This is a genomic window from Clostridium sp. C8-1-8 (assembly GCF_009928445.1).
Taxonomy (GTDB): domain Bacteria; phylum Bacillota; class Clostridia; order Clostridiales; family Clostridiaceae; genus Clostridium_AR.
In genome coordinates this window covers 163,966-182,073 of the sequence record NZ_JAABNO010000005.1, presented here as the reverse complement: position 1 = coordinate 182,073, position 18,108 = coordinate 163,966, and the positions used below count along the sequence as shown (strand labels likewise).

The 18,108-nt window shown below is 32.2% G+C and carries 17 protein-coding genes; 2 read left to right on the top strand and 15 right to left on the bottom strand.

Translation table 11 applies throughout. The features are described from left to right. Nucleotides 1–12 precede the first annotated feature (12 nt). Nucleotides 13–393, bottom strand: coding sequence for a hypothetical protein (locus GXK57_RS07740; protein WP_160673941.1), 381 nt, complete (start codon nucleotides 391–393; stop codon nucleotides 13–15). 324 nt (nucleotides 394–717) lie between these two features. On the opposite strand from GXK57_RS07740, the gene lexA reads away from it, so the two are divergent. Next, nucleotides 718–1,320 (top strand): transcriptional repressor LexA, encoded by a 603-nt coding sequence (gene lexA / locus GXK57_RS07735; protein ID WP_128213649.1) that lies wholly within the window; start codon nucleotides 718–720, stop codon nucleotides 1,318–1,320. A 227-nt stretch (nucleotides 1,321–1,547) separates the two neighbouring features. Here lexA and GXK57_RS07730 read toward each other — a convergent pair whose 3' ends face one another. Beyond that, a complete protein-coding gene (locus GXK57_RS07730; protein ID WP_243156384.1) occupies nucleotides 1,548–2,354 on the bottom strand; it encodes an alpha/beta hydrolase in 807 nt (268 codons plus the stop codon). A gap of 281 nt (nucleotides 2,355–2,635) precedes the next feature. Here GXK57_RS07730 and GXK57_RS07725 point away from each other — a divergent pair, with 281 nt between their 5' ends. After that, nucleotides 2,636–3,142, top strand: a complete 507-nt coding sequence (locus GXK57_RS07725) for a TetR/AcrR family transcriptional regulator (protein WP_160673938.1) — start codon at nucleotides 2,636–2,638, stop codon at nucleotides 3,140–3,142. 122 nt (nucleotides 3,143–3,264) lie between these two features. On the opposite strand, the gene GXK57_RS07720 is transcribed toward GXK57_RS07725, so the two are convergent. The 13 genes from GXK57_RS07720 to GXK57_RS07660 form a co-directional block, all read right to left on the bottom strand. Beyond that, nucleotides 3,265–4,545 carry a methionine gamma-lyase family protein gene (locus GXK57_RS07720; RefSeq protein ID WP_160673935.1) on the bottom strand — a complete coding sequence of 427 codons (1,281 nt, stop codon included), beginning with the start codon at nucleotides 4,543–4,545 and terminating at the stop codon, nucleotides 3,265–3,267. A gap of 95 nt (nucleotides 4,546–4,640) precedes the next feature. After that, the gene (gene hfq, locus GXK57_RS07715; RefSeq protein WP_160673932.1) at nucleotides 4,641–4,886 is read right to left on the bottom strand and encodes an RNA chaperone Hfq; all 246 of its coding nucleotides are present in this window, start codon (nucleotides 4,884–4,886) and stop codon (nucleotides 4,641–4,643) included. Between the two features lie 48 nt (nucleotides 4,887–4,934). Continuing rightward, entirely contained in the window at nucleotides 4,935–5,864 is a 930-nt protein-coding gene (gene miaA / locus GXK57_RS07710) for a tRNA (adenosine(37)-N6)-dimethylallyltransferase MiaA (protein WP_160673929.1), read from the bottom strand. A 12-nt stretch (nucleotides 5,865–5,876) separates the two neighbouring features. Further along, a complete protein-coding gene (gene mutL, locus GXK57_RS07705) occupies nucleotides 5,877–7,820 on the bottom strand; it encodes a DNA mismatch repair endonuclease MutL (protein ID WP_160673926.1) in 1,944 nt (647 codons plus the stop codon). A gap of 11 nt (nucleotides 7,821–7,831) precedes the next feature. Continuing rightward, complete coding sequence (mutS, locus tag GXK57_RS07700) at nucleotides 7,832–10,600, bottom strand: DNA mismatch repair protein MutS (protein WP_160673923.1); 2,769 nt, start codon at nucleotides 10,598–10,600, stop codon at nucleotides 7,832–7,834. A gap of 60 nt (nucleotides 10,601–10,660) precedes the next feature. Further along, nucleotides 10,661–11,977: a tRNA (N6-isopentenyl adenosine(37)-C2)-methylthiotransferase MiaB gene (gene miaB, locus GXK57_RS07695; RefSeq protein ID WP_202127693.1), complete on the bottom strand. Its 1,317-nt coding sequence runs from the start codon at nucleotides 11,975–11,977 to the stop codon at nucleotides 10,661–10,663. Between the two features lie 231 nt (nucleotides 11,978–12,208). Then, entirely contained in the window at nucleotides 12,209–12,682 is a 474-nt protein-coding gene (locus tag GXK57_RS07690) for a GNAT family N-acetyltransferase (protein WP_160673920.1), read from the bottom strand. Between the two features lie 76 nt (nucleotides 12,683–12,758). Continuing rightward, nucleotides 12,759–13,391: a DUF4362 domain-containing protein gene (locus GXK57_RS07685; RefSeq protein ID WP_160673917.1), complete on the bottom strand. Its 633-nt coding sequence runs from the start codon at nucleotides 13,389–13,391 to the stop codon at nucleotides 12,759–12,761. Between the two features lie 313 nt (nucleotides 13,392–13,704). Further along, the gene (locus tag GXK57_RS07680; RefSeq protein WP_160673914.1) at nucleotides 13,705–14,325 is read right to left on the bottom strand and encodes a hypothetical protein; all 621 of its coding nucleotides are present in this window, start codon (nucleotides 14,323–14,325) and stop codon (nucleotides 13,705–13,707) included. A gap of 333 nt (nucleotides 14,326–14,658) precedes the next feature. Then, entirely contained in the window at nucleotides 14,659–15,282 is a 624-nt protein-coding gene (locus GXK57_RS07675; RefSeq protein WP_160673911.1) for a type 1 glutamine amidotransferase family protein, read from the bottom strand. A gap of 100 nt (nucleotides 15,283–15,382) precedes the next feature. Next, nucleotides 15,383–16,345 carry a WYL domain-containing protein gene (locus GXK57_RS07670; RefSeq protein ID WP_160673908.1) on the bottom strand — a complete coding sequence of 321 codons (963 nt, stop codon included), beginning with the start codon at nucleotides 16,343–16,345 and terminating at the stop codon, nucleotides 15,383–15,385. A gap of 233 nt (nucleotides 16,346–16,578) precedes the next feature. Next, nucleotides 16,579–17,307, bottom strand: coding sequence for an ABC transporter ATP-binding protein (locus tag GXK57_RS07665; protein WP_160673905.1), 729 nt, complete (start codon nucleotides 17,305–17,307; stop codon nucleotides 16,579–16,581). Between the two features lie 4 nt (nucleotides 17,308–17,311). Continuing rightward, nucleotides 17,312–18,106 carry an energy-coupling factor transporter transmembrane component T gene (locus GXK57_RS07660; RefSeq protein ID WP_160673903.1) on the bottom strand — a complete coding sequence of 265 codons (795 nt, stop codon included), beginning with the start codon at nucleotides 18,104–18,106 and terminating at the stop codon, nucleotides 17,312–17,314. Nucleotides 18,107–18,108 lie beyond the last annotated feature (2 nt).

Genomic DNA, 18,108 nt, shown 5'->3' with positions numbered 1-18,108 from the left:
ATAGACGCTCCACTACTCTCTTCTTCTGATCTTTATAAGTCCTGGATAAACTTCTTCAGTCAACTTTTGAATACTTTCAGTATCATCTAAGATATCTTGCAAATCATCTATGTATTCTATGTGATCCCAGGCATCTTCGTAATCTTCTTCTTCGTATATAACTTCGCTATCTTCAGAATCTTCGTATAGGTCTACCCCATCATCACTTTCGTCATCAAGCTCAATTAGCTCATCTTCTACAAAATCATTTTCATCTACACTTCTAGCAATGTCTTCAATCTTTATAGCTCTAAGATCAACACCTTCATTTTCTAGGCATTTACCACAATTGTCGCATATTTTATTAGGAAAAATATCGCATAATTCGTCTTTTAAAACTTCGTTATTATTCATACTTTCTCTCCTATCTGCAAAATGCAAATTAAGTTTACTCATAATGTACACTACTCCGCTTTTAATCTATTGTCAATATATCCGTACATATATGTTTAGAATATATAGATGTACTACTTTGATATTAGAATTTATATCTTCAATTGATCATATTAAAAACAAAGAGGTTTTGAAGATAATTTTCAAATATAATTGTTACACCTTTATATACAATAAACAATTATATCAAACCTTAGCAATAATATCAACAAAATGAGAACGTTAGTTTGATAAGTGACAATATATGTGATATAATCATATTAATTAGATTGAGAGGTGTAAGTTATGCTTGAAAATAATAAACAAACAGAGATATATGAGTTCTTAAAAAATTATACTGAAAACAAAGGATACCCACCTTCAGTTAGAGAGATTTGTGAAGCTGTTTCATTGAAATCTACATCAACTGTTCACGGACATCTTAAGAGATTAGAGAAAAAAGGCTTGATAAAGAGAGATCCTACCAAACCAAGAGCTCTAGAGATAGCTGAACTGTCAATGCCTAAGAAAGAAATGGTTCATATTCCTATAGTAGGTAAAGTTACTGCAGGTATGCCTATACTTGCTACAGAAAATATAGAAGATGTATTTCCTATTCCAATTGAATATATAAAACATGATAATGAGCTATTCGCTTTAAAAGTAAGCGGAAATAGTATGATTGAAGTTGGTATTGAAGATGGAGATCTTGCAATAATAGAACAATGTAATCATGCTAACAATGGAGAAATAGTTGTTGCCTTAATAGAAACAGAAGCTACTATAAAAAGATTCTTTAAAGAAAAAGATCACATAAGATTACAGCCTGAGAATAAAACTATGGAACCTATTATAGTTGATGATTGTGCTGTATTAGGACGTTTAGTTGGCTTATTTAGATCTTATTAAGATTACATAATATTTATTTATAAAGCTTAAATGCTTATTTCTTAATTTACTTTAAGACATTTTAGGTATTGAGAGAAGATTAATAGATAAAAGGTTTAATACAAAATATATAAAATCATATATCCAATGATATAAAGCAATCTAATATTGATAATTATATAAAAGAACGGTATACCGTTCTTTTTTGCTATTCAGTCGCAAAGTGTATATACAAATGTCCATAAATGCTATTTGTCTTTCTTTGTGATAAAACTATAAATTGTCTTTAGCGAGCTCTTTGCATCATTACCTCCAAATCCATGCCCAGCACCTTCTAGCAGGAAAAGCTCTGAATTTTTATATATGTTGTTCGCTTTAATCGAATATTTAGGATCCACGTTTTGGTCTTCTGTACCATGCATTATAATAACGTTCCCTTCATACTTTCCAATCTCTTTGTACACATCAAGATTATATAAGGTTTTCCAGAAATCTGACCCTGTGGTCATTTTCCCAACAGCAAACGTCTTTGGAATTGCTTCTATGGAAGAGAAGTTAATTCTTGCTGAGTCCGCAGAACTAAATGCCGGAAAGCAAAGAATTAACCCGGCAACATCAGAATGCTGAGCCGCAGTAAGAGCTGAAACTAAGCCGCCAAAGCTCTCTCCCATTAAATAGATTTTACTTTGATCTACCCATTCGTAGTTTTTTACCTCTTTCATGATACATTCTAGATCAGAAACTTCTGTTAGATAGGTCATGCTCTCAGTAACTCCGTCACTTTGTCCCCTAAAAGAACCTCCACGAAAATCGAATATAAGTGTAGCAATACCGGATTCTGCTAGTGATTTTGCTTTATTGGCAAGAAGTGCAGACTGACAATTGAAGCCATGTGACATAATAAGGATTTCTCTTGTTTTTTTCTTATCATCGGGCACATAAAGTGTACCTCGAATAGTCTGTCCGCTATTTTTCACTTTAATAACTGTAGTATTATAGTGATACTGCTTTTTAGTTAACGTACCAGGATCCTGTAAATAACAGAGAAATGCCAAAGAACCTTTTCCATGGATTCCTTCGTTCACAATATAGCCAAGCGCAATTAGAACAATTAGCACGAGAGCAACAATAATTCTCCACCTTTTTCTTCTTCCTGCTTTTTCTTTTTGAACTTTCATTTTATTAAAGGTCATATCTTCCCCCTATACAACTGTATAAGCTTTTGTTATTATTTAGGTACAGTTGTTCCTTTCTTCGAATTAATTATATATTCTCATATTAGAAGAATCAATATATAAGTCAAATAGCGGAACAGGAAGGAGATTTTGTTCTTATTATGCGTAGAAAAAATATAGATGAAGAGTTTATAAGAGATTGTGTTGCCGAAGCACTATCCCAGTTAGCAAAAGAAAAGTCTTATAACGATATTAGTGTGGTAGACATCTGTAAAAGAGCTGGAATCGGTCGTACAACATTTTACAGATACTTTACCAATCCGGACGGAAAGAAGAATGTGCTTTTTTATAAAATCGCTCGTGACTGGGGCATTTATTCCGAAAAGCATTCAGAAAGTTTAAAAGCAAATTCATCACAAGCTTTAATTAATTATATTTATGAAGAAAAAGAACAATTTATATGGCTTTATAAAAATGAGCTAATAAATATTATTTTTGAAATTTTTTATGCAAGCACAGTAATGGATCCAAGAAAACAAAATCAAACGCTCTACGCTGATGCTTTTCTTGCCGGCGGCTTATTTGGAGTTGTATATCAATTGTGTAAAAATGAATTCAGAGAAAATCCTGAGATTATAACGGAGCACCTTTCTAAAGGCTTTTTTTAGTCAACCCAAATGTATAAGAATTGTCAGAATAGCAATTGAAAAGAAAAAAGAGGTACCGTCAACATTTTACACTTATGTTAACGGTACCCAAGCTAGAACAATAAAAAAGCAATATAGAAATATTACCCTATATTAGATAAAGCTATAAGTATTCCTATCTTTGCGTGATCAAAAGTAAGTCCACCTTGTAGATATGCTATATAAGGCTCTCTTATAGGTGCATCTGCAGACAATTCTATTGATGAGCCTTGTATAAATGCTCCGGCTGCCATTATAACTTGATCATTATAGCCAGGCATATCCCATGGTTCACATTCTACGAAGGAATCTATAGGCGAACCTTTTTGAATTCCCTTACAGAAGTTTATTAGCTTTTCAGCATTATTAAACTTAATAGCTTGAATTATATCGCTTCTCTTCTCATTAAACTTAGGAAGGACTTCATATCCAGCAAGTTCCATGATTCTAGCACAGAAAACCGCACCTTTAACTGCTTCTATAGCTACGTGTGGAGCTAAGAATAGACCTTGGAATAACTGTCTCATCACTCCGAAAGTAGAACCACACTCTCCACCTATTCCTGGAATAGTAAGTCTAAAGGCCGCTTGTTCTACGTATTCGCTCTTTCCAGCAATATAACCACCAGTAGGAGCTATTCCGCCACCTATATTCTTGATCAGAGAACCTGCGATTATGTCAGCGCCAACATCAGTTGGTTCTATAGTATCTATGAATTCTCCGTAGCAGTTGTCCACAAAAACTATAACATCATTTCTGATAGATTTAACGAATTTTATAGCTTCACCAAGCTCTGATACTGCAAAAGAGTTTCTCCAGCCGTATCCAGTACTTCTTTGCATATGTACTACTTTTACCTTACTATCTTCTCTTAATGCTTTTCCTATGGCATCAAAATCAAACTTTCCAGCAGAAGTAAGATCTATTTGAGTGTAATTTACCCCATATTCCTTTAAAGACCCTATGTTTTCATTACCACTAATACCTATGATATTATGTAAAGTGTCGTATGGTTTACCACTTACAGTTAAGAGCGTGTCATTAGGTCTAAGGTTACCAAATAAAGCTGCTCCAATAGCGTGGGTACCATTTACAAAGTGAGGTCTCACTAAAGCACTTTCTGTATTGAATACTCTTGCATAAACCTTATCTAAAGCATCTCTTCCTATATCACCATAGCCATAACCTGATGAGTTAGTAAAGTGGTTATCGCTTATTCTTTCTTCTTGAAGAGCATTAAGAACCTTAAGCTGATTGTATTCTCTTATCTCGTCATACATAGCAAATTGCTCTTTAACATCTTCTATAGCCTTCTCATATAAACTAAGAGTGTTCTCATTTATATTATAACTTTTTCTTAAAAATTCTTTTGTAATATCAAACATACATTAACCTCCAAATTTATCCTACGGAACAAAAAAGATTTTATCATATAAAGAAAAATAAGGCAAACTTTAATGTTTGCCTATGCTAATAATACCTATATATTTTCATCAACCTGAGGAGTATTGAATAGTATTGGCTTTGCTGGGGTTACTGTAGTTATTGCGTGCTTATAAACTAACATTTGCTTTCCTTCAGAATCTAGAACAACAGTAAAGCTATCAAACCCTTTTACAAATCCCTTCAATTGGAATCCATTAACTAAATGTATTATAACTAAAATCTTATTCTTTCTTGCGCCGTTTAAAAATATATCCTGCAAATTATTTGTTGATTTATTCATAACCGTAACCTCCAAATTCTCTTAATCATATATATTATTATAATGCTATTAAATATTTATGTCATCAACTATTTTGTTTATTATTTCATCATCAGTTAGCTTATCCTTATCTAGATAAACAACTCTAGGATCTTTTCTAAACCATGTTAACTGTCTTTTAGCATAGTTTCTGCTGCCTTGTTTTATCATGTCAACAGCCTGCTCTAAAGATATTTTCCCTTGAAGGTAGTATAAAATCTCTTTGTAACCTATGCCCTTCATAGATTGCATTTCAGGAGTTAAATCCATAGTCATTAACTTATTACACTCATCAATTAATCCATTGTCAAGCATTATATCAACTCTCATGTTGATTCTATCGTAAAGCTTTTGTCTATCCATAGTTAATACATAGTAGTGAAGATCATAATCGCATTTATATATAGACTCTGTTTCCTTAAATTCACTAAACTTTTTACCAGTAGTCTTAAAGACTTCTAAGGCCCTTATAACTCTTTTTCTGTTATTGGCATGAATAGAATTATAGCTTTCTAAATCTATTTCTTTTAGCATGGAATGTATATAGTCATTGCCATGTTTATCAGCTAGATCTGTAAGATACTCTCGATACTGTTCATCCTTTTTGCTATCGGTAAAGTTTAGATTGCATATTATTGAGTCTATGTATAGTCCAGTGCCACCAGCTATTATAGGAAGTTTACCTCTGCTATAAATATCCTCTATATAACCTTTAGCAAGCTCTTTAAAGTCAGAAACGCTAAATTCCTCACGAGGATGAACCACATCAATCATATAATGCTTAACTCCATCCATTTCTTCCTCACTCACTTTAGCAGAGCCTATATCCATGTATTTATATATCTGCATTGAATCCGCAGATATTATTTCTCCATTTAATGCTTTGGCTAGTTTTATGGATATATCAGTTTTTCCCACTGCTGTAGGTCCGCCTAACACTAATAATTTTCTTTTTTTCATATCGTAGTTCCTCTATTGTATTCTTCTAAATTTCTTCTCTAATTCATTTAAAGTAAACTTTATTATAGTTGGTCTTCCATGTGGGCAATGGAAAGGATCCTCAATGTATCTCATAGTATTTATGAGTTCATACATCTCTTCCATACTTAGTAGATCATGAGCTTTTACAGCAGCCTTGCATGCCATTGTAGCAATTCTATTGTACTTAACTTCTGTGGTTTTTCCTGACCCAAGGTTTTTTAAATTGTCTATTATATCAATTAGAAGAGTTTTAGGATTAAGCTTATCTAAGAAGTATGGTACTTCTTTTAACAGTATACTAGTATCTCCAAAATCTTCGATTAGAAAACCTGCTTTTTCGAAAACTTCTTTATTTTCTAGAACAATCTCATAATCATCCATAATCAAGTTTATTACACAGGGTATAAGAAGACTTTGAACCTGAATATGAGAATTTTCGATATCCTTTAAATACTTTTCAAAAAGTATTTTTTCATGTGCCGCATGTTGATCTATTAGATATAAGATATCTTCATGTTCACATATTATATAAGTCTTATCAAATTGTCCTATTACTCTTAGGTTAGGTATTTTAGCATTTGCCTTTTCCTCTAAGTTTGAGCAACCTTTTGAGCTATATGAGACAGCTTCACGAGAAAGGCTACTTTCATATGTAGAACCATTGTTTTCTACTGTTTCTTTACTTTCGTCAGAAGTACTCTTTCCAAAGGTTATTGGCTTTAAATCAATTGGAAGATCAACCACTTGTTTGTTACCTTCATAGTCAGTTTCCTCTTCATCTTCTTTTATTATAGCCTCTTCTTCATTATTTCTTTCGGTCTGTTTTACTGGATACTCATAATTACTGTGAGTATTGAAGGTATTATTAAAGTCTATATCAAGTGGAATGTTCTCAACCTTTTCTTCCTCTAATGCTTGCTCCTCTGGAAGCTTGAAGGACTCAAAAACATCATTTTTCAAAGCCTTATGAACGCTATCGAAAGCTATTTTGTAGATACTTCTATCATCCTTAAACTTTATTTCTGCCTTTGTAGGATGTATATTAACATCTATAAGCTCAGGATATATATCTATAAACAGTATGAAGAATGGAAACTTGTTAACAGTACTAAAGGATTTAAAGGCATTTTCCACTGCAACTGTAGCTAGTTTATTTTTTACATAACGTTTATTTACAAAAAGTATTTGATTGTTTCTTGATCCTCTGCTTATTTCCTCTTTTCCTATATAGCCATAGGCAGAAGATGTATCAGAATGATCTTCAAAATAAATAAGGTTATCTACTATATTCTTCCCAAAGATAGTTCTTATAGCATCAAGCATGTTTCCATTGCCATAGGTTTGAAATATCTTTTTGCCGTTATTGTAGTACTGTATAGCGATATCAGGATTAGCTATAGCTATTCTGCTTATTATCTCATTAATTAACGAAGCTTCTCTGGACTGAGACTTTAAGAATTTTTTTCTTGCTGGAACATTAAAAAATAAGTTTTTAACTTCAATTTGAGTACCAGTTGGCATACTCACTTCTTCATTTTGCGTAATAACTCCACCATCTATCTGAAGAAGTTTTCCTGTGTCAAAATCCAAAGTCTTAGATTTTATAGTAACATTAGATATAGAAGCTATACTCGGAAGAGCCTCACCTCTAAAACCTAAAGTGTTTATACTATACACATCATCTATTGTACTTATTTTACTTGTGGCATGAGGCATAAAAGCCTTTTCTATGTCCTCAGGATGTATTCCGCTACCATCATCTGTGACTTTAATAAGGCTTTCTCCACCGTTTTCAATCTCTAAAACTATGGATTTTGCCTCTGCATCTATACTGTTCTCTACTAGTTCTTTAACAACAGAAGATGGTCTCTCAACCACTTCTCCTGCTGCTATTTTATTTGAAGTATTTGTGTCTAGTAGATTTATTCTTTTCAAAATATCACCACCTAAATTATCTCTTTAGCCTTTTTAACTAGCTCGTATAGTTTATTCATAGACTCTAATGGTGTCATGGACATTATATCCATGGAAGCAATAGCTTTCAGTAGAGTATCTTTTTCTATATCAGTGAAATTAAGCTGTTGAGCCTCGAAGAAATCTTCCTTATGCTTTTTACCTTTACTTCCCTTGCGAGGCAATACTTCCTCTTCTTTTATTTCATCTACTGCTATCTCTGCTTCTACAGACTCTGTTTCAGTTATAACAGTATCAACCACTTTAGATGAAACTTCTATTATAGTCTCATTAGTATTAGTTGATGTTTCCTTTATAGAAGTTGCAATAGAATCTAATTTATCATGAACTTTGTTATTATCTTCAAGAGAGCCTAGTATTTCCTTAGCTCTATCAATTACTCTAGAAGGAAGACCAGCAAGCTTTGCTACCTCTATACCGTAGGATTGGTCTGCTCCTCCTTCTACTATCTTTCTTAAGAATATAATTGTATTATTAATCTCTTTTACTGCAACAGAGAAGTTCTTAACTCCCTTAATCTCTTTTTCAAGTCTAGTAAGCTCATGATAGTGAGTAGCAAATAAAGTCTTGCATCTTAAACTCTCATCTTTAGTCATGTATTCTATAACCGACCAAGCTATGCTTAAGCCGTCGTAAGTACTTGTTCCTCTACCAACTTCATCTAAAAGCACCAAGCTTTTTCTAGTAGCATTGTTAAGAATATTAGCTACTTCCCACATCTCTACCATGAAGGTACTCTTACCCCCTGCAAGGTCATCAGAAGCACCTATTCTTGTAAATATCTTATCACATACAGATATATCTGCATAAGAAGCTGGTACAAAGGAACCGATTTGAGCCATGAGAGTAATTAAAGCTACTTGCCTCATATAAGTTGACTTACCTGCCATGTTAGGACCAGTAATTATTAAAAGTTGTTCCTGATCTACATCTAGTTTTGTATTATTAGATATAAACTCACCTCTTGGAATTACTTGCTCAACTACTGGATGTCTACCATCTTTTATATCTATTACGTTATCCTCATTTATTAAAGGCTTTATGTAGTTGTTGCTTATAGCAACCTGTGCTAAGGCACAAAGACAATCAAGCTCAGCTATAATCTTTGCTGTATGCTTCATCCTATCTATCTGCGCTTCTACCTTTTCTCTTATGTCAACGAAGATACTGTATTCAAGATTGATAAGTTTTTCTTCAGCACCAAGAATCTTTTCTTCCATTTCCTTAAGTTCTTGGGTTATGAATCTTTCTGCATTTGCTAAGGTTTGCTTTCTTATATATCTTCCTTCAGGTATGGAGCTATAGTTTGCTCGAGATATTTCTATATAGTATCCAAATACCTTATTGTAGCCTACTTTCAACGATCTTATACCTGTAAAATCTCTTTCTTGATTTTCTAAAGAAGCAATCCATTCCTTACCGTGGAGCTTTGCCTGTCTTAGCTCATCTACTTCACTAGAAAAGCCATCTTTAATTATATTTCCTTCCTTGACGGAAAGAGAGGGCTCCTCAGATATGGAATTATCCAATAGTTCGTAGATATCCCTTAGCTCATCTATATTGTTATGGAAATCTAAAAGCATACTGGATTTGCTATCCTTTAGTAATTCTTTCACATTAGGTATTTTTTGAAGTGATACCTTTAGTGATACCATATCCTTTGCATTCACATTGAAGTTAGCTATCTTCCCTGTTATTCTTTCTATATCATATATATCCTTTAAGGTCTCTTTTAGCTGCTCCATAAGGTATAGGTTGTTATATAGATCTTCTACACCACTTAATCTAGCTTCAATAAGCGACTTTGTTATAAGCGGTTGGTCTATCCATCTTCTAAGCTCCCTGCTTCCCATAGCAGTAGAAGTCTTATCAAGAACCCAAAGCAGTGAGCCTTTTTTAGTTTTCTCTCTTATATTTTCTGTAAGCTCTAAGTTTCTTCTAGAATTCGTATCTATAGTCATATAATCCACGATAGAATAAGTATCTATTCTATTCAAGTTGCTTAAAGACATCTTCTGAGTGTCTACAACGTATTTAGTTAGTCCTATAGAGCTTTTTAGGGATAAACTATCTAGCTTATTCTTTTCCTCTTTAAATTGAGCATAGAGTAGATCTTCGCTGTCATCTTCAAAGTAGCTTGTTGTCTTTCTAGTAATCAAAGCATTACAGCTATCTGTAATCATGGATATTAAAGTAGTGTCCTCTAATATATTTATGATTATTTCCTTTGGAGAAAACTTTGATATCTCGTCTAATATTATATTTGGATTATAATCAAAGCTTGTAGTTAAAAAGTCACCGGTAGATATATCAGTAGTGCTAAGCCCTACCTTGTTCTTTTCCGCGTCTACAAATAAACACATTATATAGTTGTTCTTTGACTCATCTACATAATTAGAATCATTATATGTACCAGGAGTAACTATTTTAATTACATCTCTTCTTACTATGCCTTTAGCAAGTGCTGGATCTTCTACCTGTTCACATATTGCTACCTTGTATCCCTTAGAAACCAATCTGCCTATATAGGAATTAGATGCATGATAGGGAATACCACACATAGGAGCTCTGCTTTCTAAGCCGCAGTCTCTTCCTGTAAGAACTAGCTCCAGTTCTTTTGCCGCAACCTCTGCATCCTCAAAGAACATCTCATAGAAGTCACCTAATCTAAAAAACAAAATACAATCTTTATAGTTCTCTTTTATCTCCATGTATTGCTGCATCATTGGAGTTAGTGCCATTATTAAACCTCCTTAAAGGAAAAAGCCCTTAAATCTAAGAGCTTTTACTTTTACTTATAATTATACTTCTTCACCTACAAGAGAAAAGGCCTGAGCTCTTGTTATCTTGACGTTTACAAGCTTTCCTACGCTTTCTTTACATCCGTCAAAGTTAACAAGCTTACCATTTCTTGTTCTTCCCATAAGTCTATTTTCGTCATTTTTACTTGTTCCTTCAACAAGAACCTCAACAACTTTACCTTCATAAGTAGCATTTTTCTTAGCAATTATTCCATTAACTGCATCAACTAGCTTATTAAATCTAGCATGCTTTATATCATCAGGTATTTGGTTTTCCATTCTATCAGCAGGAGTGTACTGTCTTCTAGAATATATAAAAGTAAATGCAGAATCATATTCTACTTGTTTTACTAAATCAAGGGTTTCGTTGAAGTCTTCTTCAGTTTCACCAGGGAAACCTATTATTATATCTGTAGAAATTGATACATCAGGAATTTCTTGCTTGATCTTTTTAACTAGTTCTAAGTATTGTTCCTTAGTATAACTTCTGTTCATTTCTTTAAGTACTATTGAAGAACCACTTTGTACTGGAAGGTGTATTTGTTCACATAGCTTATCACATTCTTTTATAGCCATTATAACATCTTCAGTTAAGTCCTTAGGATGTGATGTCATAAATCTAACTCTTTCTAATCCTTCTATGTTGTTTATTCTTCTTAGAAGATCGGCAAAAGTTAATTCTTCTTCTAAGCCTTTTCCATAGGAGTTTACATTCTGTCCTAGTAGAGTTACTTCTTTATAACCTGCAGCTACTAAATCTTTTATTTCCTTTTCGATATCTTCAGGCTTTCTGCTTCTTTCACGACCTCTTACATATGGTACTACACAATAAGTACAGTAGTTATTACATCCATACATTATAGTAACAAAGCCCTTTATATCGCTCTTTCTATCTATAGGAATACCTTCTACTATCTTGTCTTCCTTATTTACTATTTCTTTAACTTGAACACCTTGTTGCTTAACAGTGTTTAAATACTCTGGGAACTTATAAGAATTATGAGTTCCGAATATAATATCAACATATGGGAAAGTAGTTAGTATTTTATCCGCCATTCCCTTTTGCTGCATCATGCAACCACATATAGCAATTATAAGATTAGGATTCTTAGCCTTTAAAGCCTTTAGAGCCCCAAGGTTACCAAATACTTTATTTTCAGCATTTTCTCTAACACAACATGTATTAAAGATTATTATAGAAGCTTCTTCTTTAACTTCTGTACTTTCGTATCCAATTCTTTTAAGCATACCTGAAAGCTTTTCAGAATCCTCTTCGTTCATCTGACAGCCCCATGTTTCTATATAATACTTATCCATTATGTTACTCACCGCGTTACTCCTCCAATTATTCAATTCTTTAATATTATACTGAATTTGTGAAGATTTTTAAAGTGTTAATATATAAGTTTCCTTAAATTAATTAACTTTACGACTTCATGTTACAGATTTTGAGCATAAATTTGTTTCGAATTATTAATTTTATACACTAAAACTACTAAAAACTCATATCTTATCCCTTTTATGAAGGTACTTAAGGAAAGTAATCACTTATAAATAATTAACTTCGTATTGCTTTTCCATAACTATAAACTCCACATCTTCATCATATATGTCCCAAGTAAATTCATCGATTTTTTTAAAACCTAAGCCTTCGTAAACTTTTATGGCTCTCTTATTAAACTTGGCCACATATAGTGATATTTGATCATAATCATATTTACTTTTTCCAAAAGCTAAAATAGCTTCTACAAATTGGTGTCCCATTTTTTGACCAGTAAACTCTGGTTTCATTTGAAGACCTAGTATCACTTCACCATCTTCATTGTCAAAGCTGCAGTGACCTATCAAAACATTATCCTCATTATAAATCACAAAAGCATCTTCTTCTGTATGGATATTTAATGCCCACTCTCTTTTTGCTTCTGTTCTATCATTGCTATAAAAAGAATATATATCATCATATTTCCAGGTTGCTATGTCTAAGGAATCTTTTTCTTTTGGTATTCTAAAATCGAATTTCATATATGTCTCCTTTTAGTAAATATAACTTAATTATAATACATAGATGTAGACGCTATTTTAAAACGCACTATATATACTAGTTTTTTATGCTGCTTTTATTAAAGCTAATTACAGTAGCCCCCATATTATCAGGAGTATCCTTACTTGGCAAAATAGAATATCTAATCCCATCTCCAGAAGCTTCTTTTACCATTTTAACACAGTAATTTGGAGTTCCAGGTATAAATTTATCTTTATTCGAATATGTATCGTAGGCTAAATCTTTAATAATCTTCCCATCTGACTGATATTCCTCTAGTTTATTAACTAGTAAGGTACCATTATCTTCTAGAGTGCCTTTTATTACACGCACATAAGCTGTTTTACCGTTGTTAAAGGAATCAATAAATTTATCTAAACTTGAAATGTTGTATACTTCAAGTTTGTCGCCATTTCCTTTTGAAATCATTATTACACTTCCATTGCTTAAGGATAACTTAAAGTCTCTAGCTTCTTCTATATTAGGCTTTTTTAGATCACTATTTTCTTTAAACATTTTACCTAAATTCTCAGATTCTTCTTCAGCTGTTTTCTGTGAATCAACATTTTTAATACCTGTATTAGTATTATTTATAGTGCTTACGGTTTTACTTACATTCTTATTAGCTGTACACCCAGAGGTAATTAAAGCTACTAATATTATAGTTGTTAAGCCTATATATCTCTTCATAATTTATCTCCCTTTTAGCATACTTCCAATATGTTTAAGACATATCTTTGATTATATTATACTAGATTTAAGCATCATGTTCAAAATTTGTAAGTAATAATACAATACTAATTTTCAGTAGAAATTACTTAAATTATTTTACAAAAAACAGCGGCCATCAGATTTATCACTAAACCTGATGGCCTAAACTCACCCACATTTTTTCAATACATTCGTATATAGCAGATAAAATTAATATGGTTAATCCTAAAAAGCTTATTTTAGCTAATTATCAACCTATTGTTTAGACATAAGCTATTTTAGAAACTATGTATTAATTAAGTTTTTTTATCTTAAAGATCTCACCAACACTTACTAATTTTATATTTAAAGTATCTGTCAAACTTTTAAGATTTCTAAGATTGTTTATAAATCTGGAATTGTTTCTTTTAACAACTATCTCAATTACATCTATGATATCTTGTTTTTCCTTTAAGCTTAATCTAAGATCGTGATTTAAACATTCTTTATTTATATAAGTCAATGTAGTCCAAAGCTGCTCTTCTGATATAGTATTTAAATCCATTAGTACCCAGGTAAAGTCTTTTCTTCTATGGTGTTCTGGATAAGCTTCTTTAAAAAATTCAATAAAGTGATTTGTTGGTTTTGGATCTTTTTCAGAAACTAGTTTACCTAATTGAGATTTTAGATTATTCTTTAGAAACATTCTGGTATTAGGCTTTATGTCTAAAGCTTCTATTTTTTCATATATTAGATTATATGTATCTTGAATCTTATCAGGGCTTATTTCTAGTTTCTTTAGAACCCTTGTAAGTTCAATATATTCAAGTATATTCTTCTTTGTATTAATTTCCTTACCGTACAGTTTTTCAAGTAATTCAACTGCAGTTAATTGTTCTATTTCTTCTTTTGTCAATGTGAAGTTATTTTCCATGTTTGCTCCTTAAGTCTATTTAATGAATTTATTTTTATTAATTATTAGGATGCTTTATAAGTATACCAATCTAATTAGAGAATTATCTCTATTGAATAGTTCCATCTTATTGTACCACAAATGAAATTACATCAAAACCATAATTAAAGACTATACTTAATAATATTGTTGAAATTAAATTTGATTTTCTTTTCACGTACACTCTTTTATGTTTATAAGATGTTAATGCAGCGTCCTAAAAGAAGAAGGAGTGTCGCCACCATTACCGACAAAACCAGTGCTAAAGTAAAAGGTGGTGAAAAATATCTATCTTAACTATTTTAAGTTACTTTATTAAATTGAGTTCATCAACTCAAAGAAATATTTTGACTCCTGAGTTTTATAAAGATTGTACCAGGAATCCAAGGTTTGCGGTAAGAATATATCTAGACTTCTCAATATATGCAAAGCAAATTCAAGAGGAGCTATTCCAGAGGCAGTAATCAAATTTCCATCAGTTACTACAGATTCTTGCTTATAATACAGCTCTCCACAATAATTCGGACAAACCATTTTAAGATATCCAAGGTCATTGCTTGTATGATCTCGTTGATCCAATACTCCCCCCATAGCAAGTCCCATTGTAGCACCACAAATTGCCCCCACAACAATACCTTCCTCTAAATATTCTTCAGCCACTCTTATAATGGGAGTATGAATTGCTTCTGTCCATGTATTACCACCAGGTAGAATCAAAGCAGCAGCATCTTTAACACTACACTCATTAAGTTCAATTTCTGGCAATATTTTTAGACCTCCCATTGTAGTAATAGGGGTCTTGGTAATTCCTACAGTTACAACTTTTAGAGGCATTAATCCCTTTTTGTAGTACCTTCCTGAATTGATTTCAGCTATTAAATAACCTATTTCCCAGTCTGCCATTGTATCAAATACATAAAGATATACTGTATTCTTCATTATCTATTCCTCCATATTCGTTTTATTAGTGCTATTGGTTGCAGGATGGTCTCAAACTCCATCTGGGTCTATTATATATTATCTTCACTGACATATTCAGTCAGTGAAGATAATGAGCCATCAAATCTCTAAGAATTGCTACCATAGCATCTTTAAAACTATTTGGTTCAATAACTTTTATTGATTTACCATATTGAAGTAGAATATGAGGAACATAGGTATGTATTGAGTTTTCATCCATTAAAAAATTAGCTCTGCATTCAGTTCGTTCTATCAGATGGTAGCCTAAAAACCAATGTGCACAAAGATCATTCAATGCTTCTGATTTGCCCTCTATCACTAAAGTACAAAGTCCTACTTTGCTTTCTTCATTCGATAATAAGTTTTTTGTAAAAAACTCACGTGCCGAAAAAGCTTCAGGACGCTTAAACGAATTTTTAGTTATTATAATATTTACTATCCTATCTACCCTAAAGCTGCGAATTTCATTCCTAATATGACAAAACCCTATAGTATACCACTTATCGTTCCAGTAAAGCATACCATAGGGATCAACAATCCTTTGCTTAGGATGTCCTTCATAACCTGAACAATATTCAATTTCAATAGAGCATTCATTAGCAACAGCTTGCTCAATTTCTATTAACATAGGTTTGACAGCTGGATCGCAAATACGACTGGCTACTTCAAAGCCGACTAAATGACGATTAAGAACTTTTTCTTGTTCTTGATTGGAGAACATCTTTAACTTTGAGGTTGCACTATTTAGTGCTTCCACAAAAGGATATCCTGCTTCCATTGCAAAAATAGCAGCATGTAAAAGTGATTTTTTCTCTTCAAGGTCAAAAAACAGGGGTGTTCGGATAAAATTGTTAAGCAAACTATATCCACCGTTATGACCAGGCTCAGATATTATTGGCACTCCACTAACACACAATGCATCCATATAACGGTAAACTGACCTTATGTTTATTTCTAACCTTTCGGATATTTGCTTTGCAGTTATTTTTGCACCTGAATTCAGCATCCATAAAATTGCTAGCATATTATCATTTTTTGGCATAATGCGCCCCACTTCCTTAGATTTTTATTAGTATCATTTATTAGTAAATGTAATGTACATCATTGCCAACACATATTTTACTCATATTTAAATTAGCATCTTTGACACCTTTGTTTGTTAAAGAAAATTAATGGGGTCAGTTCTTTTTCTTAATATTAATTCTTTACATGGTCTCAACCATACATAGAATGACTGACCATTTAATTTCAACAGGGTACTTTAAGAGAACTTAATTAAATTATATTATTTTCAAGTAAAAACTTAGTATCCTTCAATACCTCTTCATAGTCATCATCTCTTATGATGCAGTGATTGTCTGAGAAAACAAGCGCTCTCCTAAATACACCTTGCACGTATTCAAAATCATGGGTTGAACATAGGATTGTCTTACCGGCTTTGTTTAGATTAATCATGAATTCTTTAAGGAATCTCTTTGTTTTAGGATCTAGTCCATTCATTGGTTCGTCAAAAACATAGATATCAGGATTGAGAACCACCACAGAAGCTATTGCCACCTTTTTCTTTTCACCGCCGCTTAGATGATAAGGTTGTCTATCAGATAAATTCTCTATTTTTAAAAGTTGCATTGTATCCTGTACCCTCTTATGAACCTCTTCTTCCTTCATGCCCATTTGTCTTGGTCCAAAAGCAATCTCGTCATAAACCTTAGAGCAAAAGAGCTGTACCTCTGAATTCTGAAAAACAAAGCCTATTCTTTTGTGAAAAGCCTTCGAAAACCTTTCGCTCTGTAGCTTTTTATGAGTTATTTCTTCATTATCAAGCAGATACTTTCCCTTTGTAGGAGAAATTAAACCATTAATTAAACTCATCAAGGTTGACTTACCACTTCCATTTACCCCTATTAATGCTACTGCTTCCCCTTCGTCTATCTTAAAACTTATGTTATTTAGAGCAGTTATACTATTGTCATAAGCATAACTTACATCCTTCATCTCTATCATAAAATCACAACCTATCAAAATAAAAATATATTAGTACTAATGTCAAATCAATTGCTACGAATATAAAATCATATAAACTGAATTTAAATTTTGTATATATTTTATATTCACCTGTAAATCCTCTGCATTCCATAGCCATATGCATATCTTCAGCCATTTCTTTAGACTTTATAAACATAGTGCCTACAATGCCAGAAAGTGCTTTACTTTTCTTATCACTTCTTCCCACTGACCTTACCTTAAGCGCATACAGCATGTTTAAAGAAAATTCTCCAAGAATTATTATATATTTTATCGTAATATCCAATACAAAAATAAATATATCTGGCATATGAAATAATTTTAGAGCGTTTATTAAATCGCTCCAATTAGTAGTTATAGCCAAAATATTAGCAGAAGTTATTGATGTTAATACTTTTAGAATAATTACAGCACTATTATTACCATAACCAATGAAAATAGCAGGTAAAAGTACTATAAACGTGAACAATAAAACAATTAGATTAACATTTAAAATATGCTTAATATCTTTTATACTTAAAAAATTAATTATAATAAGTAAAACTACATCAACTATGAATATATAGTAAGTGTTTTTACTTAAAGAAGTAAAAATGATTAGAATGAGTGTTGAGATTAATTTTATTGCAGCATTTAACTTAAATTTACTCTGCTTATTGTCAGCTTGTACTCTAAACTTGTTCAATATTGTAAGCAGCGAAATAATACTCTTATTTATAAAGGCATTATTACCTTTTTCCGGTGAATAATCATCCTTTTTAAGTAACCATTCAGGCATTA